Source organism: Teredinibacter waterburyi (genome assembly GCF_001922985.1).
Taxonomy (GTDB): Bacteria; Pseudomonadota; Gammaproteobacteria; order Pseudomonadales; family Cellvibrionaceae; genus Teredinibacter; species Teredinibacter waterburyi.
In genome coordinates this window covers 77,712-97,128 of the sequence record NZ_MRUH01000103.1, presented here as the reverse complement: position 1 = coordinate 97,128, position 19,417 = coordinate 77,712, and the positions used below count along the sequence as shown (strand labels likewise).

Below are 19,417 nucleotides of genomic sequence, written 5' to 3'. Positions count from 1 at the left end.
CTAATACGCAAGGTTAATTTTACCGAGTTTTACATTCGAAAAATCTAGCTGGAGTATTTATATTCGCGCAACATCAACAGAGACATTTAGAATTGGATTGTCGCCGCCGCCGAAAATAACACCACGTAACGGCGTAACATCAAAATAGTCGCGTCCCCAAGCGGTTATGATATGTTGCTCACCGCAAATTTGATCATTGGTCGGGTCAAATTCAAACCAACCTTCGGTTGGTGAATACACTGATATCCATGCGTGAGTCGCATCGGTTCCAACAAGTTTTTCGGTTCCTGGCGCCGGTAGGGTTTCGATATAACCAGAGACATATTTGGCGGGAAAACCCAGCGAACGCAAACAGCCGACCTGCAGGTGTGCAAAGTCTTGGCAAACACCTTTACGTGTTTGCAATACTTCCGATAAGGGCGTTGCGATAGTGGTCGCTTCTGGGGAGTAGGTAAACTCGGTAAAAATTCGCTTAGTTAAATCGGCGACTGCCGAAACAAATGGGCGGTCATCAGTAAACGACGGCGCGGCGTATTCTCGCAACTCATCGCTCGCGCGCACCATTGAGGAATCCAACATATACTCGCGTGCTAAAAGTACATCCAAGGATTTAGATTTTGCTAAGATCTGTTTTGCTTCTGCACAGGTGATACCAAAATCCATGTTCAGCGACGAGTGTTGTGGGTTGACGTCCACCTCGCTTTCCGCAGTAATTACTAGGTTTTTATGGGGCTGTTGAATTTCAAAGTGGTGAGAGATATTGCCAAAATAATCTTCCTGGCGATTACTAAATGCAGGTTGTGGCGATATGGATATCGAATTTTTATCGCAAGTTTGCCGCAGTGAACTACGCGGCACCATATAGGCTAAGTTGTAACAATTAGCGACTCTGGCGGAATATTTATACTCCGTGGTATGACGTATACGGTAGCGCACTAGTCCTCCCAGTTACGACGCACAAGCTGCTGCGGGCCAGCCTTGTGGTCAAAATATTTATCGCTGACGATAGTACTGATATCCGCCAGGCTTTTTTGTAGTTGCCCCAACATAGTTTTAAGCTGCGGCCGCGTTTTATCGCTCGAATCCCGTTCACACAGTAGCGATAAATCCGTTAGGCGAATGCGCGTATCCGCTTCCAGTATCGATTTTTCTTCGGTACTTAATTCGGCATTCGTCGATTTCACTCGCGGCAGTGCATTGATATATTTCTTCAGTCGATCAAACTGGAAGCGCACCGAACGCGGGTTGGTTGCATCTAGCATGCTGACTTCCAACACCTGGCGCACACTCATTCGAGCGCGGTAGCGACGCCGATAGCTAATTAACGTTTCAACCGATAACAGCAAGGCTTCTAATAAGGTATTTTGATCGTGCTCTGGCAGGACGTCGATCAATAGGCCTTCCAGAATTTTTAGTGTTTGTACGCCACGCTCGGTACGGCGGCCTATTTCAATAAAGTGCCAACCTATGCCACGCACCATACTTTCGTGAGTAAGGCCCGCGAGCGCCATTAATGCGGTAACCAATGGGTCTAAAGCTTCTTCCGGTGCTGAGCCGTCATCACCCGATAGGTTTGTTTCGAGGTTATCGAGCGCATCGCGAATATCATTGATTACCCGCATGGTGTCAGACGAGAGAAGCTCTTTTGATTCATCTGCACTGCGCAGCATCGCGGTGAGGTTGTAATGAACACTGCCGAACATATTCGGATCTTTCGCCAAACGTAGAAGTTCTGCCTCGGGGTTGGCCAACAATTCGGGGCTGCAGTTTTTGAAACCGGGCAAGGTGCCAGTAATCTCGGTTACCGCCGCCAGCAGATAACGTCGGCTCGATTCCGAAACAGGGTCTTCACCATTAAGCAGGATAAATGCCGTACGTAAAATTCGCAGTGTTGCTTCGGCTCGCTCAGCGTAGCGTCCCATCCAAAATAAGTTTTCGACAACTCGGCTGGGCAGGCTAATTAACTGTGCTTCGTTCGGTACTATCGGCGCATCAGCGCCAGCACCATCTACTGGTGACACCTCCGGTTCGGAGGATATCACCCAGGTATCTTTACTCTGAGCGCCTACCTGACCAGAAATTAGAAATGCGCCCTCATCTGTACCCACTCGCGTTAATCCGCCAGGCATGATTGCGTAGGAGGTATCGGAAGCCACCGCAAAACTGCGCAAAATACTCGGCCGCGGCTGCAAATTACCGCCGACAAATGTTGGCAAGTGAGACGCCACTAAACGCGATTGCGCCACATATTGCCAAGGGTGGGCTTTTATTCTGGCGATCAGTTCTTTGCGCTTCGCTTCGCTGAGATTAGCCGCGTGCACACTACTCAGACCATTGCTTCTAAGCGTCGGCTTAATAACCAACTCATTTAAATGCGACAGTACATAGGCCATGTCGTCTTCTTGTCCACACCAGTAAGTTGCCACCGACGCGAGACGTGGTTCGCGCCCCAACAACGCTTTGGCTATAGCCGGCATGAACTTTAGGAATACGGGGTTTTCAAGAATGCCGGCACCAAGTGGGTTGGCAATAATAACGCGTCCGGCACGCACCGCCTCAAGTAAATGCGGCACGCCTAACTGGGAATCGCTGCGAAGCTCTACGGGATCGCAGTACCAATCATCCACGCGACGCAAAATAACATCAACACGGCTAAGGCCATCCAGCGATTTCATCCACACAAAGCCATTGCGAACGACTAAATCACCGCTCTGTACCAGCTGGAAGCCGAGATAGTTGGCTAGATATGCATGCTCGAAGTAGGTTTCATTGTGAGCACCTGGCGTGAGCACTACCACTCTAGGCTGATCGTGGGCTGACGACAGTGAGGCTAGCTTTGTACGTAGCCGCTGGAAAAAGGGCGCTAATCGATGGGCATGGCTGTCGCGAAACAAGCTCGGTAGCACTCTCGACATAACGGTTCGATTTTCCAGAGCGTAACCCATGCCACTCGGAGCCTGGGTGCGATCCGTAAGCACGCACATACTGCCATCTTCGGTGCGAACCATGTCGACGGCATGCAGGATAAGCTCGTGCTCACCGCCGGTTTGAATGCCATGACAGGCACGCAAAAAACCGCCGTGAGCAAAGATTGCCTCTGGTGGAATTACGCCTCTACGCACCAACTCACGTGGCCCATAGATATCCTTCAGAAAGGCATTTAACAGTTCCGCACGCTCCAGCAAACCGGACTCAATAACGCCCCACTCTTCACTGCCAATAACGGCGGGCACAAGGTCGAGCCCCCAGGTTCGGCTGGGGTTTTTAGTATCACCGTAAATATTATAGGTAGCACCATCGTCGCGGAGGATGCGGGATGCTTTATCGTGACGTTCAGCGAGCGTACCGCTGCCCATGGTCTGCAAACTCTTCAAAAGCTGCTGCCAATGGGGCTTAGCGATGCCGTCTTCATTGAAAACTTCGTCTGCTCGGCCAGCAGCCGCGGAGTAGTTCAACGACAAGGGGGGCATAGAAGAAAACTGGGTTTGCGACACGGAGCTACCTCTGTTAGTGAACAGCAACTAAAAGCATAGCCGCCCAACGATTATCCGCGCCCATAAAACCAACTGCCACAGAGCTTGCGGCCGGATAGCGTACCACTTCGCAGCCAACTCGCGAAGAGAAATATGGCCCCTCGCGTTGCGGCATTACCCCACAAGCCGCAACGTCTTTACACGGCACGGCTTTTACCTAAACGACTTTCAAGTTCGCGGCTTCCTGCGTAAATCGAGAGTATTAGGGAATTCACCCGACAGCTCCTCCGCTGGCGGTGACATAGGCTCGTTAGTGCGAGGGGTTTGCACCACCCCTCGCATAGCATTGATATCCGGCTTTGGTGTATACGGACCTTGCGTGTGCCCCATCTGCTCGAAGCGACTAACACGCCGCGACTCCGCCTCAAAGGCGTTGATCGGGAAGGTTTCGTAACTGCGTCCACCAGGGTGAGATACATGGTAGGTACAGCCGCCAATTGCACGACCATTCCAGGTATCGATCAGATCAAAGGTAAGTGGCGTATGCACGCCAATCGTGGGGTGTAGCGCTGAAGGCGGCGCCCAAGCACGATAGCGCACCCCAGCGATATACTCTTCGTGGCGACCGGTCGCACGCAACGGCACCCGGCGGTTATTACAGGCCAATACGTAGCGCCCTTCGGTTAAGCCGGTAACCCGTACCTGCAGCCGTTCAACCGATGAATCAACATAGCGAGCTGTACCGTGGCTACCAAGTTCTTCGCCCAACACATTCCAAGGCTCAATACCCCAACGCAGTTCAATTTCGATATTATCGATCTTGACACGGCCGTAGTGCGGGAAACGGAACTCTTCGAATGGTAGCAACCACTCTTCTTTAAAGTCGTAACCGGCCTGATTGAGCTCTGCGACCACTTCTTTAACATCTTCCCAAATATAGTAAGGCAACATGTACTTGTCGTGTAGTAGCGTACCCCAGCGAACTAGTGGCTTGTGGTAAGGCTTCTTCCAAAAGTAAGCCACAAGCGAACGGATCAACAGGAACTGAACTAGCGCCATACGACTGTGCGGCGGCATTTCAAAGCCGCGGAACTCAAGGATACCCAAACGGCCTGTAGCAGAATCCGGCGAGTAAAGTTTATCGATACAAAATTCAGCGCGGTGAGTGTTACCCGTAACGTCAATCAACAGGTTGCGCAACAGGCGATCGACTAACCAAGGCTTATCAACATCGCCTTCAGGCATCTCCTGAAAGGCAACTTCCAGCTCGTAAAGCATTTCATCGCGACCCTCATCGACACGTGGCGCCTGTGATGTTGGGCCGACAAAGGCACTGGAAAACAGATAAGACAAGCTCGGATGATGCTGCCAGAAGGTAACTAAACTGCGAAGCAAATCGGGGCGACGTAGCATGGGGCTATCCGCAGGCGTGGCGCCACCAAGTGTGACGTGGTTGCCACCGCCAGTACCCGTGTGACGACCATCCAACATAAACTTTTCGCTGGCAAGCCGAGACTCATGGGCCGCTTTGTACAGTTCTTCGGTGGTTTCGACCAACTCAGACCAATTGTTGGCGGGATGAATATTAACTTCTATCACCCCTGGATCTGGGGTGACGGCGAGTTTTTCGATCCGAGAATCTCGTGGTGGCTCATAGCCTTCGATAACCACTGGCACATTCAAATCGACTGCAACCTTTTCAATTGCCGCAAGTAAATTAACGTAGGACTCCAACTCTTGTAACGGCGGGAAGAACAGGTGCATGCGCCCTTCGCGCACTTCAAAGCACATTGCCGTACGCACAACTTCACGGCTTTCCTTCACCCGCTTGGTGGCTTTAAATTCCATTTTTGCGGGGTCTTGCAACGGCTCTTTAGGCGCAAAGTGATCGGCGGGAATATCTTCTTCGCGCTCATGTTCTTCTACCCAAGGCAGCTCGCCGAGTGGCAAGCGCAAACCCACAGGCGAATCGCCTGGAATCAGGATTAAGCGCTCACGCTTAAATTCCCAATTACTAGAACGCCACCCCATACTTGAACTATCCCAACCGACTGGCAACACAAAACCGGAGGGCTGATCTAAGCCGCGCTCCAACAAGCGCGCCAAACGTCTACGGCCAAGGTCATCTTTAATGTTCGCAGCTAGTAGCTGAAAGTTATTCGGCAACTTTTGTTCTTGCAATAAATAATGCAAGGCATCTTCGTAAGCGGGCTTAACAAACTGTTTACCAACACCCAGTAATTTCGCCAAACGATCGGCAAATTTCGCCGCCGTGCGCACATCAAACCCATAGTCTTTATCTACCCGTGCAAGTAACTCAGTGTTTTGCCACAGGGGCTGACCGTCTTTGCGCCAAAACAATCCCAGCGCCCAGCGCGGCACCTCTTCACCGGGATACCACTTGCCCTGTCCATAGTGCAGCAAACCCTTGGGCGCGAAGTGATCGCGCAAACGTAGCAACAGGGTTTTTGCTAGGCGCAACTTGTCTGCCCCCAACGCGCCGGTATTCCACTGAGCAGACTCCATATCGTCAACGGAAACGAATGTGGGTTCGCCACCCATCGTTAGACGCACGTCATTCGCTAATAACTCGGCGTCAATTGTTTTACCCATGGCCATCACTTCGTGCCACTGGGTTTCGTTATAAGGCTTGGTTACGCGCGGGTCTTCCAGAATTCGCGCGACGTCGTTTACGTAGGAAAACTCGACCTCACACTCGTCGGTAAAACCGGTAATAGGCGCGGCAGACACCGGATCGGGCGTACACGCGAGAGGGATATGCCCCTCACCAGCAAATAACCCGGAAGTTGGGTCGAGCCCAACCCAGCCGGCACCGGGCACGTAAACTTCACACCAGGCATGTAGGTCGGTAAAGTCTTCCTCCGCCCCCGATGGGCCATCGAGTGATTTCACATCGGGCTTTAATTGCACTAAGTAGCCAGACGCGAATCGTGCCGCTAAACCGAGGTGACGCAACAGCTGCACCAACAGCCAACCGGTATCGCGACAGGAACCTTTCGCGAGCTTGAGTGTTTCTTCCGGCGCCTGCACACCCGGCTCCATTCGAATGGTATAACCGATTAACCCTTGGACATGCTGATTGATTTCAACTAAGAAATCGTTCATGCGCTTTTTTTCGCGAGGAATATCAGCGAGCAACTTTGCAAATAGCGGCCCCGTCTCTTTCTTTTCTAAATAGGGCGCCAGTTCTTTTTTCAACTGCTCTTCATATTCAAAGGGGAAATGCTCGGCATACTCTTCAAGGAAAAAGTCGAACGGATTGATAACCGTCATATCGGCTTGCACTTCAACTTCCACCCACAACTTTTTAGTCCGCTCTGGAAATACCAAACGTGCCAAATAATTACCAAAAGCATCTTGCTGCCAATTCAAAAAATGATCGCTGGGCTGAACTTTGAGGCTGTAACTATGAATTGGCGTACGTGAGTGAGGAGCTGGACGCAAACGCACTACATGCGGCGATAGCGTTACCATACGATCAAAGTCGTAATGCATTTTGTGGCGGATAGCGACGCGAATGGTCATGTTGATACTGCTCCAGTGTTGGATATGAATCGGCTCATGCAGCGGCCAACGAAGCGGGCCGCCGTGCGCCTAGTAAGGCTTTTTGATCACAATTTGAGTTGAGAGTGAAGTCTAACCCGCGGCCTGCTGTTGACTCTGCTCCATACCGGCAAACCAATTGCCTGCGATTAAACTATGGATAGCCGCCAACTCCTGCTGCAAGTCGTTAATGTATTCTCGCAGCGGGTCTCCGAGTTGCTGATAATCAACCTCATCGAATAGATTACTCTCTATTTGTTTTAGCGCGGTGACAACATCTTTCGAGCGCGGTAGCGCCGCTGCAGATTGAATAATGGCGCCCACACAGTGAGCGATGGAACGAGGGAATTCCCGATCTTCAAGTAAGTAGTGAGCGACCGTCTCGCCCCTAACAGCGACACGAGTAGTGCGACGATAGGCTTGGTCCGCACCTAATGAACGCAAGACATTCCCCCAAATAATCTGTCGGCTATTTACCGCAGTATCGTTGTCTTCGACGTGCAGTACTGCCGTAATACCGGCATCCATAATGCGGGTATTCATATCGGCTCGCTCTAGGTTACGCCCCAGACGCAGGAAATCCCAAGCGGCATCGTGCGGCATGGTGCCGTAGAGTAAACCGAGTATTTGCTGGCAACCCTTCACCACGCCATCTAAGAATGTGTGCCGCTGGCTGCGATTCACGCCCTGCTGAATATTAGCTTCAACATACAGGCTGAGTTCGTTCACCAATTCCCACGTTTCTTCGGGCACCACATCGCGAGTGGTGCGCACATTTTCTCGAATCATTTGCAGCGACGTCACCATCGAGCATGAGCTTGATTCGTCGCCCAACAAAAATTTAATTACGTTGCGCTCATCTTCAACCGTATAGCGCTCGCCAAACTCTTTTTGCGCACTATTGATAATAATCAAGTTGTACCAACCAAAATTTAATGAGCGCGGCAAATCGAATAAAAGGTTGTCGTACACCCGAATTAAACGCGCCGTGTTTTCCACTCTTTCCAAATAGCGGGCGGTCCAATAAACACGTTCGGCCACTTTTGACAACATTGTTTAAGCTCCTATTTAAGCTCTTAAATTACGGCTTTTAGCTTCGCCGCTGTTTTACAGCGCGGCGTTAATTACATCGCAACAAATAAGTTGCGAACGAATAGGTTGCGAACCTAACTGATTCACTTTCAGCGGAAACTTCGAGTTGAAGCAAAGCTATGCATCAACTATCCAAGTATCTTTACTGCCACCACCTTGAGATGAATTCACCACTAACGACCCTTTTTTCATCGCCACGCGTGTTAATCCACCGCGGGTTACATAGATGTCATTGCCCTGCAAGATAAACGGGCGCAGATCCAAATGGCGCGGCTCTAGCTCATTTTTCTCCACCAACGTCGGTGCGGTCGACAACGCTAGAGTGGGCTGCGCAACATAGTTGCGTGGATTTGCCTTGATAAGACCAGCAAAGGTTTCACGTTCTTTTTTGGTTGAATGCGGCCCGACTAACATGCCGTAACCACCCGATTCATTGGCAGGCTTAACCACGAGTTTATCAAGGTTAGCCAACACATATTCACGCTGTTTATCGTCGTAGCAAAGAAAGGTTTCGACGTTTGGCAAAATCGGATCTTCATCTAGATAGTATTTGATCACCTGCGGAACATAGGCATAAACCACCTTGTCGTCCGCAACGCCCGCGCCAGGCGCGTTGGCTAAAGCGACGTTACCCGCGCGCCAAGCACGCATCAATCCGGCCACTCCCAGTACAGATTTCTTATCAAACACCTCGGGATCGAGAAACAAATCATCGATGCGGCGATAAATAACATCGACTCGCTCCAGTCCAGAAATTGTCTTCATATAAACGCAGTCGTCGGAATCAACCACCAGATCGCTACCTTCCACCAGCTCCGCGCCCATTTGTTGCGCCAAGTACGCATGCTCGAAATAAGCGGAGTTATAGATGCCGGGTGTCAACACCACGATCACAGGCTTTTTGCCTTTGCGCGGTGATAGTGCAGCAAGCGTATCAAACAATCTGGCGGGGTAATCATCTACTGGAGCAATCTCGCTCTGCTCGAATAGCTCGGGCAATACACGCTTAGTGATTGCGCGATTTTCCAACATGTATGACACGCCAGAAGGGACGCGTAAATTATCTTCCAGCACATAGAACTCGCCATCACCCGCGCGCACCAAATCGGTGCCGCAGATATGAGCCCACACCCCAAATGGGGGCGTTATGCCTTCACATTCTTTACGGTAGTTTTTCGACTGCTTTAGGACGAACTCTGGAATGATCCCATCCTTAATAATTTTTTGGTCGTGGTAGAGGTCGTTAATAAACAGGTTAAGCGCTCTCAAGCGCTGTTTTAAACCCGCCTCGGCAACTGCCCACTGCTTATTTGAAATCACCCTGGGAATAATATCGAATGGCCATGCGCGATCGATGTTGCCGCCTTCCGAATAAACTGTGAAGGAAACCCCCATTTCGCGGATTGTACTTTCCGCCGCCTGCCTGCGAGCCGCAATATCTTCTGCGCTCAGCGATTTAAGGTAGGAAACAATTTTACGGGCTGGCTGACGGGCGTTCCCGGGGCTGCTCATGAGTTCATCGAAAAAATCGCCGGAGGAATAGTTTTTCCAATCATTGGCCATTAATAAGCACTCTTTTCTTTTTGTAGGAGAATCATTAGTACCAGCTATAGTACCTATGGGAGGGGTAGATATTCATCGTTACGCGCATTCACATTTAATCATATCCTTATCGGCTTTACGCTACCGAAAATGCAAGACGCTCAACAATAATCATGGTTTTTAGTTAAAATGACAAATAATCGCAGCGCCCTTAGCGCTAGTGTGAATTAGTATCGCAATACTCATACCAAGTTAGATTAGGTCGTGCTATTTTCAGTATTGCTATAACCAATTGGTTTGTTTCGATAAACCCTCAAGGTGGTACCCGTGCCCGCTCACTATCTTACCGACATAATCGTTCTACTTGCAGCTGCCGTCATTGCTGTACCCATTTTCCAATGGTCTAAGCTGGGCACCATTCCAGGCTTCCTTGTGGCCGGCATCATTCTTGGGCCATCTGGAATTGGTTACTTTAGTGAATTTGACGATATTCAACACCTGTCGGAACTTGGCGTTGTACTTTTATTATTCGTTATAGGTATCGAACTAAAGCCTTCGCGTTTTTGGAAAATGCGCGTGCATGTATTCGGCTTAGGCGGGGCGCAAGTGGTAATTACAGCGCTCGCGTTAACAGCATTACTCAATTATTTTTTAGCGGTTCGCTGGCCAGTCGCAATATTGCTCGGCTCTGCCTTCGCACTCTCCTCGACCGCTTTCGTACTACAAATTTTAAGCGAAACTAAAGCACTCAACACCCCTCACGGTCGCCCGGCCATCGCCGTATTGCTTATGCAAGATTTAGCGGTGGTACCGCTCTTAGCCTATTTATCTCTTGTTAGCCAAGGGAGTTCCAACTTTGCCGCCGACGTTGTTATTGCCTTTGCTGAGGCGCTTTTTATTCTTGTCCTGATTGTTTTGGCAGCCCGCTTTATATTGAACCCGCTGCTGAATCTGCTCGCGAATGCTGCATCGCCCGACATATTCACAGCTACCGCACTTTTGCTGGTATTGGGTTTTGCTGGCGCTTTTGAAGCCGCGGGCCTATCAATGGCGATGGGCGCGTTCGTCGCGGGGCTGCTAATTGCAGACTCATCCTTCCGCCACCAAATTACCGCTGAAATCGAGCCCTTTCGCAGTCTATTACTCGGCTTATTTTTTATGGCGATGGGTATGTCGCTCAATATTCAAACCCTACTGGAATCACCGCTGTTAATTGTTACGGCATTAATCACCCTGATAGCGCTAAAATTTGTGATTCTTTTTGTATTGGCGAGGCTGTTTAAAATCGCCAGCAGCCCCGCACAGGCATTGGCCTACTTGCTCGCTCAAAGTGGCGAATTCGCCCTTGTATTGTTTGCCGTTGCCTTCCAGAAATCACTATTGGAACCGGCATTATTTCAAAAATTACTCGTCGTCGTTCTACTAAGTATGCTGGTAACGCCGCTGCTCAACTTGTTAGCGAGACGCGCACTCGCCTCTGAGCGTCTTGTCCTAGACGGTGGTGATGCCGCCGAAATTGATGCCGAAACCCGAGCGAAATCGCCCATTCTCATCGCGGGCTACGGCCGCATGGGAAGACGTATTGGTGAGCTATTCGAGCGTATGAATGTTCCCTACATTGCTATCGACAACAAAATCGCGGAGGTCAACGCCGCCCGAGCGAGCGGCCACCCCGTCTATTTTGGTGAAGCGCAAAAACCCGAGGTATTACGTGCAGCAGGCGCCGGTTCGGCCCCCCTTGCGATAGTCGCAATCGACAATTTAGAAGGCGCCGAAAAAGTTGTGCACGCTCTTCACAGTAACTTCCCGCACGTTCCTATTTTTGCGCGCGCACACAATCGCGATCTCTGTCGCGTTTTGCGAGCCAGCGGGGCTCAGTTCACCGTATCGGAAACATTCGAAGCTAGCACAGAAATCGCTCGAGAAGCGCTGATGCTGCTGGGGTTTGAAACGGAGCAAATTGAACTGACAATGACGAATTTTAAAATTGATTACTACTCAGAAGTAAAGATGCCAACAGGTGAGATTGCAGCAGCCGAACCTCTAGGGCGCTCGGCTTCAAACCAGTCGTAAAGACGTAAAAAACCGTTACGCCTACAGATGGATTTTAGATAGATAATGAAATAGTCGGCGAGCTAAGCGATCGCTATAAGATGTCGCTAAGCGCCAGCAGCATCGTCGTCGCCCTCAACCAGTAAATGTCCAAGCTTACCCTTCTTGGTAGCGAGGTAGTGTGCGTTGTGGGGGTTGCGACCGGTTTCGTGGGCAATGCGTTCAACCACATCAATCCCCAAATCAACTAAGGCCTTAACTTTGCGCGGATTGTTGGTTAACAGCTTAACCTTGCTGATACCCAGCTGCGCAAACATCGGCTTCAAGATTGAGTAGTCGCGCATATCGGCACCGAACCCCAACTGCTCATTGGCCTCAACGGTATCGGCACCTTTGTCCTGCAGGCGGTAAGCGCGAATTTTATTCAGTAAGCCAATACCGCGCCCTTCTTGCCGCAAATAAAAAATAGCACCGCGACCTTCAACCGCAATGCGATGCATGGCCGCCTGTAACTGTGCGCCACAGTCGCAACGCAGTGAGAATAAGGCGTCGCCCGTTAAACATTCCGAATGGATACGAACTAACAACACATCGGCGTGACGATAATCGCCCATTGTTAGCACAACATGTTCTTTGTCCGAGTCGTCGTCCGCAAACCCGTGCATTTCAAACATTCCCATCGCGGTGGGAAGCTTGGATGATTCAACGTAGGTTACTGCCACTCAATTTTCCTTACATATCGGCTCAGCTTAGAACTGAGTTCCGCTTTAATATTTTGCCTGTAAAACCAAAACACCTTGGTCGACTTTCATTTCGACCCGGCTTAAAAAACTGTTCCCCAAGAGCACGTCTTCAGGAAATTCGCCCTCGATAACGATAGCTTCAATATTGGTTAGAGATATTGAGCCGACGCTAACACTACTTAATAGCACGCGATAACCCGTCACATTGCCATTAGCTGTACCAACCCGCATCTGTTCGCCATTGCTATAGCTAAGGCCGATACGTTCTGCAGCAACCGAGCTTAGGGAAATACTGGTTGCGCCGGTATCCACCATAAACTGCACCGACCTACGGTTTATCTGGCCGCCAGTCACGTAGTGGCCATAAGCAGAGCTAGCAATGCGCACGGTAGATTTACCCGCATCTTTATAAGTGCCACCAACGCGACGGGAGAGCACTAATTTTTCTCGCTTACCGTTAATATCGACTACTACATATTTGCTCGTGGCTTCGACAAGGGTGACACCTTCAGGCGTTGTTTTACCCTCTTTTACGGTGCGGTGCTTGCCATCGATCTCTAGAACAGCACTTCCTTTGAATAACAGCCGCACTTCTACTTGCTGTGCTAGTGCCGAAGTCGAGCAAAGTACGGTCAACACAAGCAATACGGTGCGTAACAAAACGAACGCGCTGCGCAAAACAAATGCACTACACATCAGACATACCGAAACCTTTAGCCTTTTTACAATCCTTGCAAATTCGCGAGTTAGATCAACGACCATAACCACTCCTCAACTAAATCAGCTGGTACCACATAGCTAGCTGCATTAACGCCCAAGCGGCGCTACCGGCCAGAATATCATCCAGCATGATGCCTAGGCCACCGTGAATCTTTCGGTCCGCAATCGAGATGGGCCAAGGTTTGACCATATCGAAAAACCGAAACAGCACAAAGCCCGCCAGCAGAGTCTGCCAACTGACCGGTACGGCGATAAAGGTAATCCACAGGCCAACATATTCGTCCCAAACAATACCTTTGTGATCATGCACCCCCAAACGTTTGGAGGCGTACCCACAAAGATAGACTCCGAATACCGAGGCTACCAATAAGCAAAGTAAATAGGCGGGCAAAGGCAACAGCAACAAAGCCAACATAAAGGGGACCGCACTAAGCGTACCCATAGTGCCTGGGACGATCGGCGACAGGCCGGAGCCAAAGCCAAACGCCAGCAATAGCTTAAAATCCCTTAATAGATCGGAAAACCGCGGGTTGGGGCCGATAGCCGGCGAACTTTGCGGCGTTGAGGTATCATCAATCAAAATGTGAATATCCTGTAGCTTCTGGCTGGTAAACCGCACCATTAAGACGGCAATCGATACCGCTATGTAGAACCATCTCACCGATACAATGGGCTTCCAACTGCCCATTGGCGCAAAGACGATCAAGTGCTGGACGCTGCTCGGGTGGCAGGGTAAAACACAGCTGATAATCATCGCCACCGCTGAGCGCCCACTGCAACAATTGCTGCGGGCGGACATAAGACTGCAAGCCTCGGCTGTAGGGTATACCACTTAACTCTAAACGAGCCCCCACGCCACTGGCATCACATATATGACCCAAGTCTGCGAGCAGGCCGTCACTAATATCTATCGCGCTGGATGCTATTCCTAGCAATGCCCTGCCAGCCGCTATTCGCGCTTGAGGCTGACTAAAGCGTCGCTCTAAATAGGCACTTTGTTCAGCTGGCAAGGTTAGCTCACCCATCAACACCGCGAGAGCTGCGGCACCGTCGCCAAGCGGGCCAGTAACAAAAACCTGATCACCGGCTTCAGCACCGCTGCGTGTTAGAGCTCTACCCTGCTCGACAGCACCTAAAACCTGAACGCCGACCGTAAGCCGGCCGCGAGTGGTATCACCACCAATAAGCGGGCAGCGGTACTGAGCCGCCACCTGAAGCAAGCCGCTGGCAAATGGCGCCAACCACGCGTCGCTAACGAGAGCCTCTGGCAGGGTTAGCGACAAGGTAAACCCTAGAGGCTTAGCACCCATTGCCGCCAAATCACTCAGGGCAACAGCAAAGGCACGCGTTGCAATTTTCTCCGGCGCATAAGTCTTCGGAAAGTGTACCCCCTCAACTAAACTATCCACCGAAACCGCCAAATGATGATGGCCTGGGATATCCAGCAAAGCACAGTCATCACCGATACCCAGCACCACCTGCGAGGCAGTTTGAGCATCTTGAAAATAGCGCTTAATTAGAGCGAATTCGTTCATTGAGTAACGCGATGTTAAGCCCACAACTAATATTGCGAGCTGAGGATTAAATACTAGGACCTTCGCTTAGCCGAAACTTCCGCGCTACGCAGATCGCCAGCCACTCGGTCGAGAACGCCATTGACAAACTTATGGCTATCTTCGGCGCCAAATTTTTTGGCTAGGTTAACCGATTCGTTTATAACTACGCGGTAGGGGACATCGATACGATTTTTAAATTCGTAAGTCGAAAGACGCAGCAACGCCAGAGTAACCGGGTCTAACTGCTCCAAAGTCATGCCCTTTAAATAGCGAGTGAATTGCTCATCTAATTCACTCTTACTGCTGGCAACACCGTGAAACAATTCGTGAAAGTACTCGGTATCCACTTTCGACATATCGTTGTCGGCGTGATACTCGGCCTCAATCAAATTAATAGGGTTGCTACTAATCTGCCACTGATAAATGGCTTGCATAGCAAAGTGACGGGCGCGACTGCGAGTGGCGGCGGAGACTTTCATCTGATTCATTACCTATAAAAAAACAAAAGCGCACACCAGCTCAAAAGACCGGCGTGCGCAGTTAATCTTCAACTTAAAGATTGTTAAACAACGACACCATTTCCAATGCGGTAGCGGCGGCTTCAGAGCCTTTGTTACCCGCTTTGGTACCGGAGCGTTCAATCGCTTGTTCGATGGAGTCCACGGTTAAAACACCAAAGGTAATCGGCAAACCAGAGTTCAGTGATACCTGAGCCAAACCTTTAGTACATTCTCCCGCCACGTAATCGAAGTGTGGTGTACCGCCACGAATAACCGCTCCGAGCGCGATGATGGCGTCGTAGCGACCAGTACTAGCAATTTTTTGTGCCGCCAGAGGAAACTCAAACGCGCCTGGGGCGTAAACGATTTCGATATCTTTGTCTTCAACACCATGGCGACGCAAAGTATCGATTGCACCGTCTTTAAGGTGCTCCACGACAAAGCTATTCCAGCGGCTTACCAAAAGCGCATATTTTCCGCTTACCGTTTTAAAATTACCTTCAATTACTTTGATAGTCATTTGCCGTCCTACTCGTCTTTTTAATTAATCTGTTACGCGTTTACATACTCAACAACTTCGAGGTTAAACCCCGAAAGTGCTTTAAATTTCAGTGGCGCGCTCATTAAACGCATCTTTTGAACGCCGAGATCCTGAAGTATCTGCGAGCCGGTACCTACCTGCTTATAGCCAACATCTCGCTTTGGGCGAACAGGTTTGCCTGACAGCAACCAATCGATACTTTCTTCAATTTCCTCGGTCGTTTCGCTATGGCAAATCAACACCACCACGCCTCGGCCTTCATCGGCAACCTTTTTTAAGGCCGCATGAAAGTGCCAAGATCGGTCGGCATCGCTAACGTCGCGACGCAGGGTGAGCACATCGCGCGCAGTGCTGCCCACATGCACTCGCACCAATACCGGTTCCGACCCTGCAACATCGCCTTTTATCATGGCGAAATGCAGTTCTTCTCGAGCCGAGTCACGATAGGTCTTTAAGGTAAATTCGCCAAAATCGGTGACGACGGTACGCTCGTTGATACAGCTAACGGTTTTCTCGTTGATCGTGCGGTATTGAATTAAATCGGAAATAGTACCTATTTTAAGATCGAATTCCTTGGCAAAGGTCTCCAGATCGGGGCGCCGCGCCATGGTACCGTCTTCATTCATAATTTCCACTATTACGGCTGCGGGCTCTAGCCCTGCAAGACTAGACAGGTCGCAACCGGCCTCGGTATGCCCTGCCCGACTAAGCACACCGCCCGCTTGGGACATCAGCGGAAATATGTGGCCAGGCTGGACGATATCTTTTGGCTTGGCCTCGCGCGCTACAGCCGCACGTACAGTACGAGCACGGTCGGCTGCCGATATGCCTGTGGTCACGCCGTCGGCGGCCTCAATAGAAACGGTAAAGTTAGTGGCGTGAGCGGCGCGGTTGTCGCGCACCATTAAAGGCAAATCGAGCTGGCGACAGCGCGCTTCGGTAAGCGTAAGGCAAATTAACCCGCGGGCGTTGCGAGCCATAAAGTTGATATCTTCGGCGCGCACCTGATCGGCCGCGATAATTAAATCACCTTCATTTTCACGATCTTCGTCGTCCATCAAGATAATCATTTTACCCTGACGAATATCGTCAATGAGCTCTTCTGTTGTATTCAATTCCATACTGTTTTACGACTCGTATCTGAGTTTAGAGTGTGGCAAGTGCTATTTGAGGTAGCCGTTATCCGCTAAAAAGGCTTCAGTTAGCGCCGCGCCATTGGCCTCGGCGGCCTTGTCACCCAGCAATAACCGCTCTAGGTAACGAGCAATCACGTCGACCTCTAGGTTAACTTTAGTACCTGAACCATAACTGCCAATCACCGTTTTTACCAATGTGTGCGGCACAATATTTAATTCAAACTGATCGCCATTTACGGCGTTAACGGTAAGGCTAGTGCCATCAATCGTAATGGAGCCTTTATGGGCAATATATTTAGCTAGCTCTTTTGGCGCTCTGAGGGTAAAACGCTCTGAACGAGCATCTGTATAGCGTTTTACTACCTCGCCGACACCATCGACATGACCGCTGACAAGATGCCCACCCAGACGCGTCTGCGGGGTAAGCGCCTTCTCAAGATTGACCTTTGCACCAAGGCTCCAATACTTAATAGTACTGAAGTTGAGGGTTTCGACCGAAACATCGGCGACAAAGCTCTGGCCGGTTAGCTTCACAGCGGTTAAACACACACCATTGGTGGCGATTGAATCACCGAGGGCAACATCGGACCAATCCAGCGCAGGCGCCAAGACTTCGAGGCGCAGATCGCCACCGCGCCGTTCAAGCGATACGATCTCACCTATGGTTTCGATTATTCCTGTAAACATAAACTACCGATTATTGATAATAATAGAATGCACAATGTGTGTGTTTTGCGGAGCATTTGTGCCTCAATCCAGCTGCTGCGGGCTCACCGGATTCGAGCCAAACAAGTACTGCTACGCCTCGGGATCGGGAATTGAAATAATTCGCCAATCGGGACCAACTGCGCGTACGTCCTGAATACTAAGCTCTAACGCGGCCCCCATAGTATCTATCGGGAAGCCCAATAAAGGTCGCGCGGCACTCCCCATAAATTTAGCCGCCATATACACCCAAAACTCATCAACGAAGCCCTTGCGCACAAAGGCACCAGCGAGCGTTGCGCCGGTCTCCAAAAGAATCTCGTTACAACCCTCTGCAGCCAAGCGCTTTAAGAGTTCATGCAGATCTACGCGGCCGTCTTTTTCGGGTAGCAGCCAGCACTCAAAACCGCTAGCCGCGATTCTATCTTTAGCGCAGGTAGCAACAATTGTGCGTCCCTCTTGGGTAAAGATCTCGGCGCTCGGCTTCACCCTGAGGTGGGTATCAACGATAACTCGCAACGGCTGGCGCTCACTATCCGGCAAACGCACTGTCAGCAGCGGGTCATCCAGCAAAACCGAATCTACGCCGGTAATAATGGCACAACTGCGCGCACGTAGACGCTGTACGTCCTGACGTGCCGATGGGCCGGTAATCCACTTGCTTTCGCCGCTTTCCATCGCGGTGCGACCGTCCATACTCATCGCCAACTTACAGCGCACCATCGGCATACCGGTTTGCATGCGCTTAATAAAACCCGGGTTCAGATTGCGCGCTTCCTCTTCCATCAACGGGCCGTCGACCTGAATTCCAGCGTCGCGAAGAATCTCCAAACCGCGCCCAGCAACTGCAGGGTTAGGGTCTTCCATAGCGTAGACAACTCGAGCTACTCCGGCGGCAACCAATGCCACGGCGCAAGGGCCTGTTCGTCCCTGGTGGGAGCAAGGTTCGAGGGTAACGTAAGCGGTGGCGCCACTTGCAGAGTCCGAACCGACAATCGCATCTAGCGCATTCACTTCAGCGTGAGCTTCGCCAGCCCGCTGATGCCAGCCCTCGCCGAGAAGCCGACCATCGGCGGCAACAATAACGCAGCCGACACGCGGGTTAGGTGAAGTGGTATTGAGACCGCGGGCCGCCAATTCGAGCGCTCGCGTCATATGTTGACGATCAGACAAGGACATTAGCGCTTAGGGCTCTTTAGACTTTACTTCAGGTTTTTTTTGTAGGCGGTCGATTTCTTGCTGGAATTCGCTTAGGTCCTGGAAGCTGCGATAGACCGAAGCAAAGCGAACATAGGCAACCTGATCCAGATTGCGCAGCTCTTCCATTACCCGCTCACCGATAACCAGCGACTTAACCTCGCGCTCGCCCAACGCCTGTAGATAGTGACGTACACTATTCAGCGACGACTCAATCGACTCAACACTTACCGGCCGTTTTTCTAAAGCGCGCTGCAATCCGTTACGCAGTTTTTGCTCATCGAACGGCTCCCGTGTACCGTCTTGCTTAATCACTTTTGGCATCAATAATTCAGCGGCTTCGAAGGTGGTAAAACGCTCATGACAAGACAAGCACTCGCGCCGACGACGAACCTGACCGCCGTCGGCGACCAAGCGAGAATCAATAACCTTAGTATCAGTTTCGTTACAGAAGGGGCAGTACATCAGAGCAGTTCCACGACTATCAAAGGGGATGATGTTGATTTCGTGCGCATATTAGCACAAATATCGCCTGCAGCCCTTTGCTTTAGGCTGCCGAGCTAGAGCGGGGTAATGGGAGGTTTAGTAAAGATGGG

General features: G+C 50.7%; 17 protein-coding genes. 1 reads left to right on the top strand and 16 read right to left on the bottom strand.

Annotated elements, in window-relative coordinates; all coding sequences use genetic code 11:
* Positions 1 to 57: 57 nt before the first annotated feature.
* The 6 genes from IDZ20_RS07380 to IDZ20_RS07355 all read right to left on the bottom strand — a co-directional run bounded on the left by IDZ20_RS07380 (position 58) and on the right by IDZ20_RS07355 (position 9,692).
* Positions 58 to 936: a transglutaminase family protein gene (locus IDZ20_RS07380; protein ID WP_188150779.1), complete on the bottom strand. Its 879-nt coding sequence runs from the start codon at positions 934 to 936 to the stop codon at positions 58 to 60.
* Complete coding sequence (locus tag IDZ20_RS07375) at positions 936 to 3,494, bottom strand: circularly permuted type 2 ATP-grasp protein (protein ID WP_245792186.1); 2,559 nt, start codon at positions 3,492 to 3,494, stop codon at positions 936 to 938. Before IDZ20_RS07375 ends, IDZ20_RS07380 begins: the two co-directional genes overlap by 1 nt.
* Positions 3,495 to 3,507: 13 nt before the next feature.
* The gene (locus IDZ20_RS07370; RefSeq protein WP_188150778.1) at positions 3,508 to 3,681 is read right to left on the bottom strand and encodes a hypothetical protein; all 174 of its coding nucleotides are present in this window, start codon (positions 3,679 to 3,681) and stop codon (positions 3,508 to 3,510) included.
* A gap of 20 nt (positions 3,682 to 3,701) precedes the next feature.
* Positions 3,702 to 7,019 (bottom strand): transglutaminase family protein, encoded by a 3,318-nt coding sequence (locus IDZ20_RS07365; protein ID WP_188150777.1) that lies wholly within the window; start codon positions 7,017 to 7,019, stop codon positions 3,702 to 3,704.
* A 111-nt stretch (positions 7,020 to 7,130) separates the two neighbouring features.
* Positions 7,131 to 8,090, bottom strand: coding sequence for an alpha-E domain-containing protein (locus IDZ20_RS07360; RefSeq protein WP_188150776.1), 960 nt, complete (start codon positions 8,088 to 8,090; stop codon positions 7,131 to 7,133).
* Between the two features lie 156 nt (positions 8,091 to 8,246).
* Positions 8,247 to 9,692, bottom strand: coding sequence for a circularly permuted type 2 ATP-grasp protein (locus IDZ20_RS07355; protein ID WP_188150775.1), 1,446 nt, complete (start codon positions 9,690 to 9,692; stop codon positions 8,247 to 8,249).
* A 306-nt stretch (positions 9,693 to 9,998) separates the two neighbouring features.
* Here IDZ20_RS07355 and IDZ20_RS07350 point away from each other — a divergent pair, with 306 nt between their 5' ends.
* Positions 9,999 to 11,744 (top strand): cation:proton antiporter domain-containing protein, encoded by a 1,746-nt coding sequence (locus tag IDZ20_RS07350; protein ID WP_188150774.1) that lies wholly within the window; start codon positions 9,999 to 10,001, stop codon positions 11,742 to 11,744.
* An 86-nt stretch (positions 11,745 to 11,830) separates the two neighbouring features.
* Here the strand turns inward: IDZ20_RS07350 and ribA are convergent, their stop codons facing one another.
* The 10 genes from ribA to nrdR form a co-directional block, all read right to left on the bottom strand.
* Positions 11,831 to 12,445, bottom strand: coding sequence for a GTP cyclohydrolase II (gene ribA, locus IDZ20_RS07345; protein WP_188150773.1), 615 nt, complete (start codon positions 12,443 to 12,445; stop codon positions 11,831 to 11,833).
* Between the two features lie 45 nt (positions 12,446 to 12,490).
* The gene (locus tag IDZ20_RS07340; RefSeq protein ID WP_245792185.1) at positions 12,491 to 13,228 is read right to left on the bottom strand and encodes a TIGR02281 family clan AA aspartic protease; all 738 of its coding nucleotides are present in this window, start codon (positions 13,226 to 13,228) and stop codon (positions 12,491 to 12,493) included.
* Between the two features lie 13 nt (positions 13,229 to 13,241).
* Positions 13,242 to 13,763 carry a phosphatidylglycerophosphatase A family protein gene (locus tag IDZ20_RS07335; RefSeq protein WP_425443419.1) on the bottom strand — a complete coding sequence of 174 codons (522 nt, stop codon included), beginning with the start codon at positions 13,761 to 13,763 and terminating at the stop codon, positions 13,242 to 13,244.
* On the bottom strand, positions 13,759 to 14,721 hold the full coding sequence (gene thiL / locus IDZ20_RS07330; RefSeq protein WP_188150771.1) for a thiamine-phosphate kinase: 963 nt from the start codon (positions 14,719 to 14,721) through the stop codon (positions 13,759 to 13,761). The genes IDZ20_RS07335 and thiL overlap by 5 nt, the downstream gene beginning before the upstream one ends.
* Positions 14,722 to 14,774: 53 nt before the next feature.
* Positions 14,775 to 15,221: a transcription antitermination factor NusB gene (gene nusB / locus IDZ20_RS07325; RefSeq protein WP_188150770.1), complete on the bottom strand. Its 447-nt coding sequence runs from the start codon at positions 15,219 to 15,221 to the stop codon at positions 14,775 to 14,777.
* A gap of 73 nt (positions 15,222 to 15,294) precedes the next feature.
* The gene (ribH, locus tag IDZ20_RS07320; RefSeq protein WP_188150769.1) at positions 15,295 to 15,762 is read right to left on the bottom strand and encodes a 6,7-dimethyl-8-ribityllumazine synthase; all 468 of its coding nucleotides are present in this window, start codon (positions 15,760 to 15,762) and stop codon (positions 15,295 to 15,297) included.
* A 32-nt stretch (positions 15,763 to 15,794) separates the two neighbouring features.
* On the bottom strand, positions 15,795 to 16,904 hold the full coding sequence (ribBA, locus tag IDZ20_RS07315) for a bifunctional 3,4-dihydroxy-2-butanone-4-phosphate synthase/GTP cyclohydrolase II (protein WP_188150768.1): 1,110 nt from the start codon (positions 16,902 to 16,904) through the stop codon (positions 15,795 to 15,797).
* Between the two features lie 42 nt (positions 16,905 to 16,946).
* Positions 16,947 to 17,606, bottom strand: coding sequence for a riboflavin synthase (locus tag IDZ20_RS07310; protein ID WP_188150767.1), 660 nt, complete (start codon positions 17,604 to 17,606; stop codon positions 16,947 to 16,949).
* A 111-nt stretch (positions 17,607 to 17,717) separates the two neighbouring features.
* Positions 17,718 to 18,803, bottom strand: coding sequence for a bifunctional diaminohydroxyphosphoribosylaminopyrimidine deaminase/5-amino-6-(5-phosphoribosylamino)uracil reductase RibD (gene ribD, locus IDZ20_RS07305; protein WP_188150766.1), 1,086 nt, complete (start codon positions 18,801 to 18,803; stop codon positions 17,718 to 17,720).
* A 6-nt stretch (positions 18,804 to 18,809) separates the two neighbouring features.
* A complete protein-coding gene (gene nrdR / locus IDZ20_RS07300) occupies positions 18,810 to 19,286 on the bottom strand; it encodes a transcriptional regulator NrdR (RefSeq protein ID WP_188150765.1) in 477 nt (158 codons plus the stop codon).
* Positions 19,287 to 19,417 lie beyond the last annotated feature (131 nt).

Bases quoted from the DNA above. Each gene is read 5' to 3' on its own strand.
- IDZ20_RS07355 (WP_188150775.1), bottom strand. From the start codon at position 9,692: ATGGCCAATGATTGGAAAAACTATTCCTCCGGCGATTTTTTCGATGAA.
- IDZ20_RS07340 (WP_245792185.1), bottom strand. From the start codon at position 13,228: ATGGTCGTTGATCTAACTCGCGAATTTGCAAGGATTGTAAAAAGGCTA.
- nrdR (WP_188150765.1), bottom strand. From the start codon at position 19,286: ATGTACTGCCCCTTCTGTAACGAAACTGATACTAAGGTTATTGATTCT.
- IDZ20_RS07365 (WP_188150777.1), bottom strand. From the start codon at position 7,019: ATGACCATTCGCGTCGCTATCCGCCACAAAATGCATTACGACTTTGAT.
- IDZ20_RS07310 (WP_188150767.1), bottom strand. From the start codon at position 17,606: ATGTTTACAGGAATAATCGAAACCATAGGTGAGATCGTATCGCTTGAA.
- ribH (WP_188150769.1), bottom strand. From the start codon at position 15,762: ATGACTATCAAAGTAATTGAAGGTAATTTTAAAACGGTAAGCGGAAAA.
- thiL (WP_188150771.1), bottom strand. From the start codon at position 14,721: ATGAACGAATTCGCTCTAATTAAGCGCTATTTTCAAGATGCTCAAACT.
- IDZ20_RS07360 (WP_188150776.1), bottom strand. From the start codon at position 8,090: ATGTTGTCAAAAGTGGCCGAACGTGTTTATTGGACCGCCCGCTATTTG.
- ribBA (WP_188150768.1), bottom strand. From the start codon at position 16,904: ATGGAATTGAATACAACAGAAGAGCTCATTGACGATATTCGTCAGGGT.
- nusB (WP_188150770.1), bottom strand. From the start codon at position 15,221: ATGAAAGTCTCCGCCGCCACTCGCAGTCGCGCCCGTCACTTTGCTATG.
- ribD (WP_188150766.1), bottom strand. From the start codon at position 18,803: ATGTCCTTGTCTGATCGTCAACATATGACGCGAGCGCTCGAATTGGCG.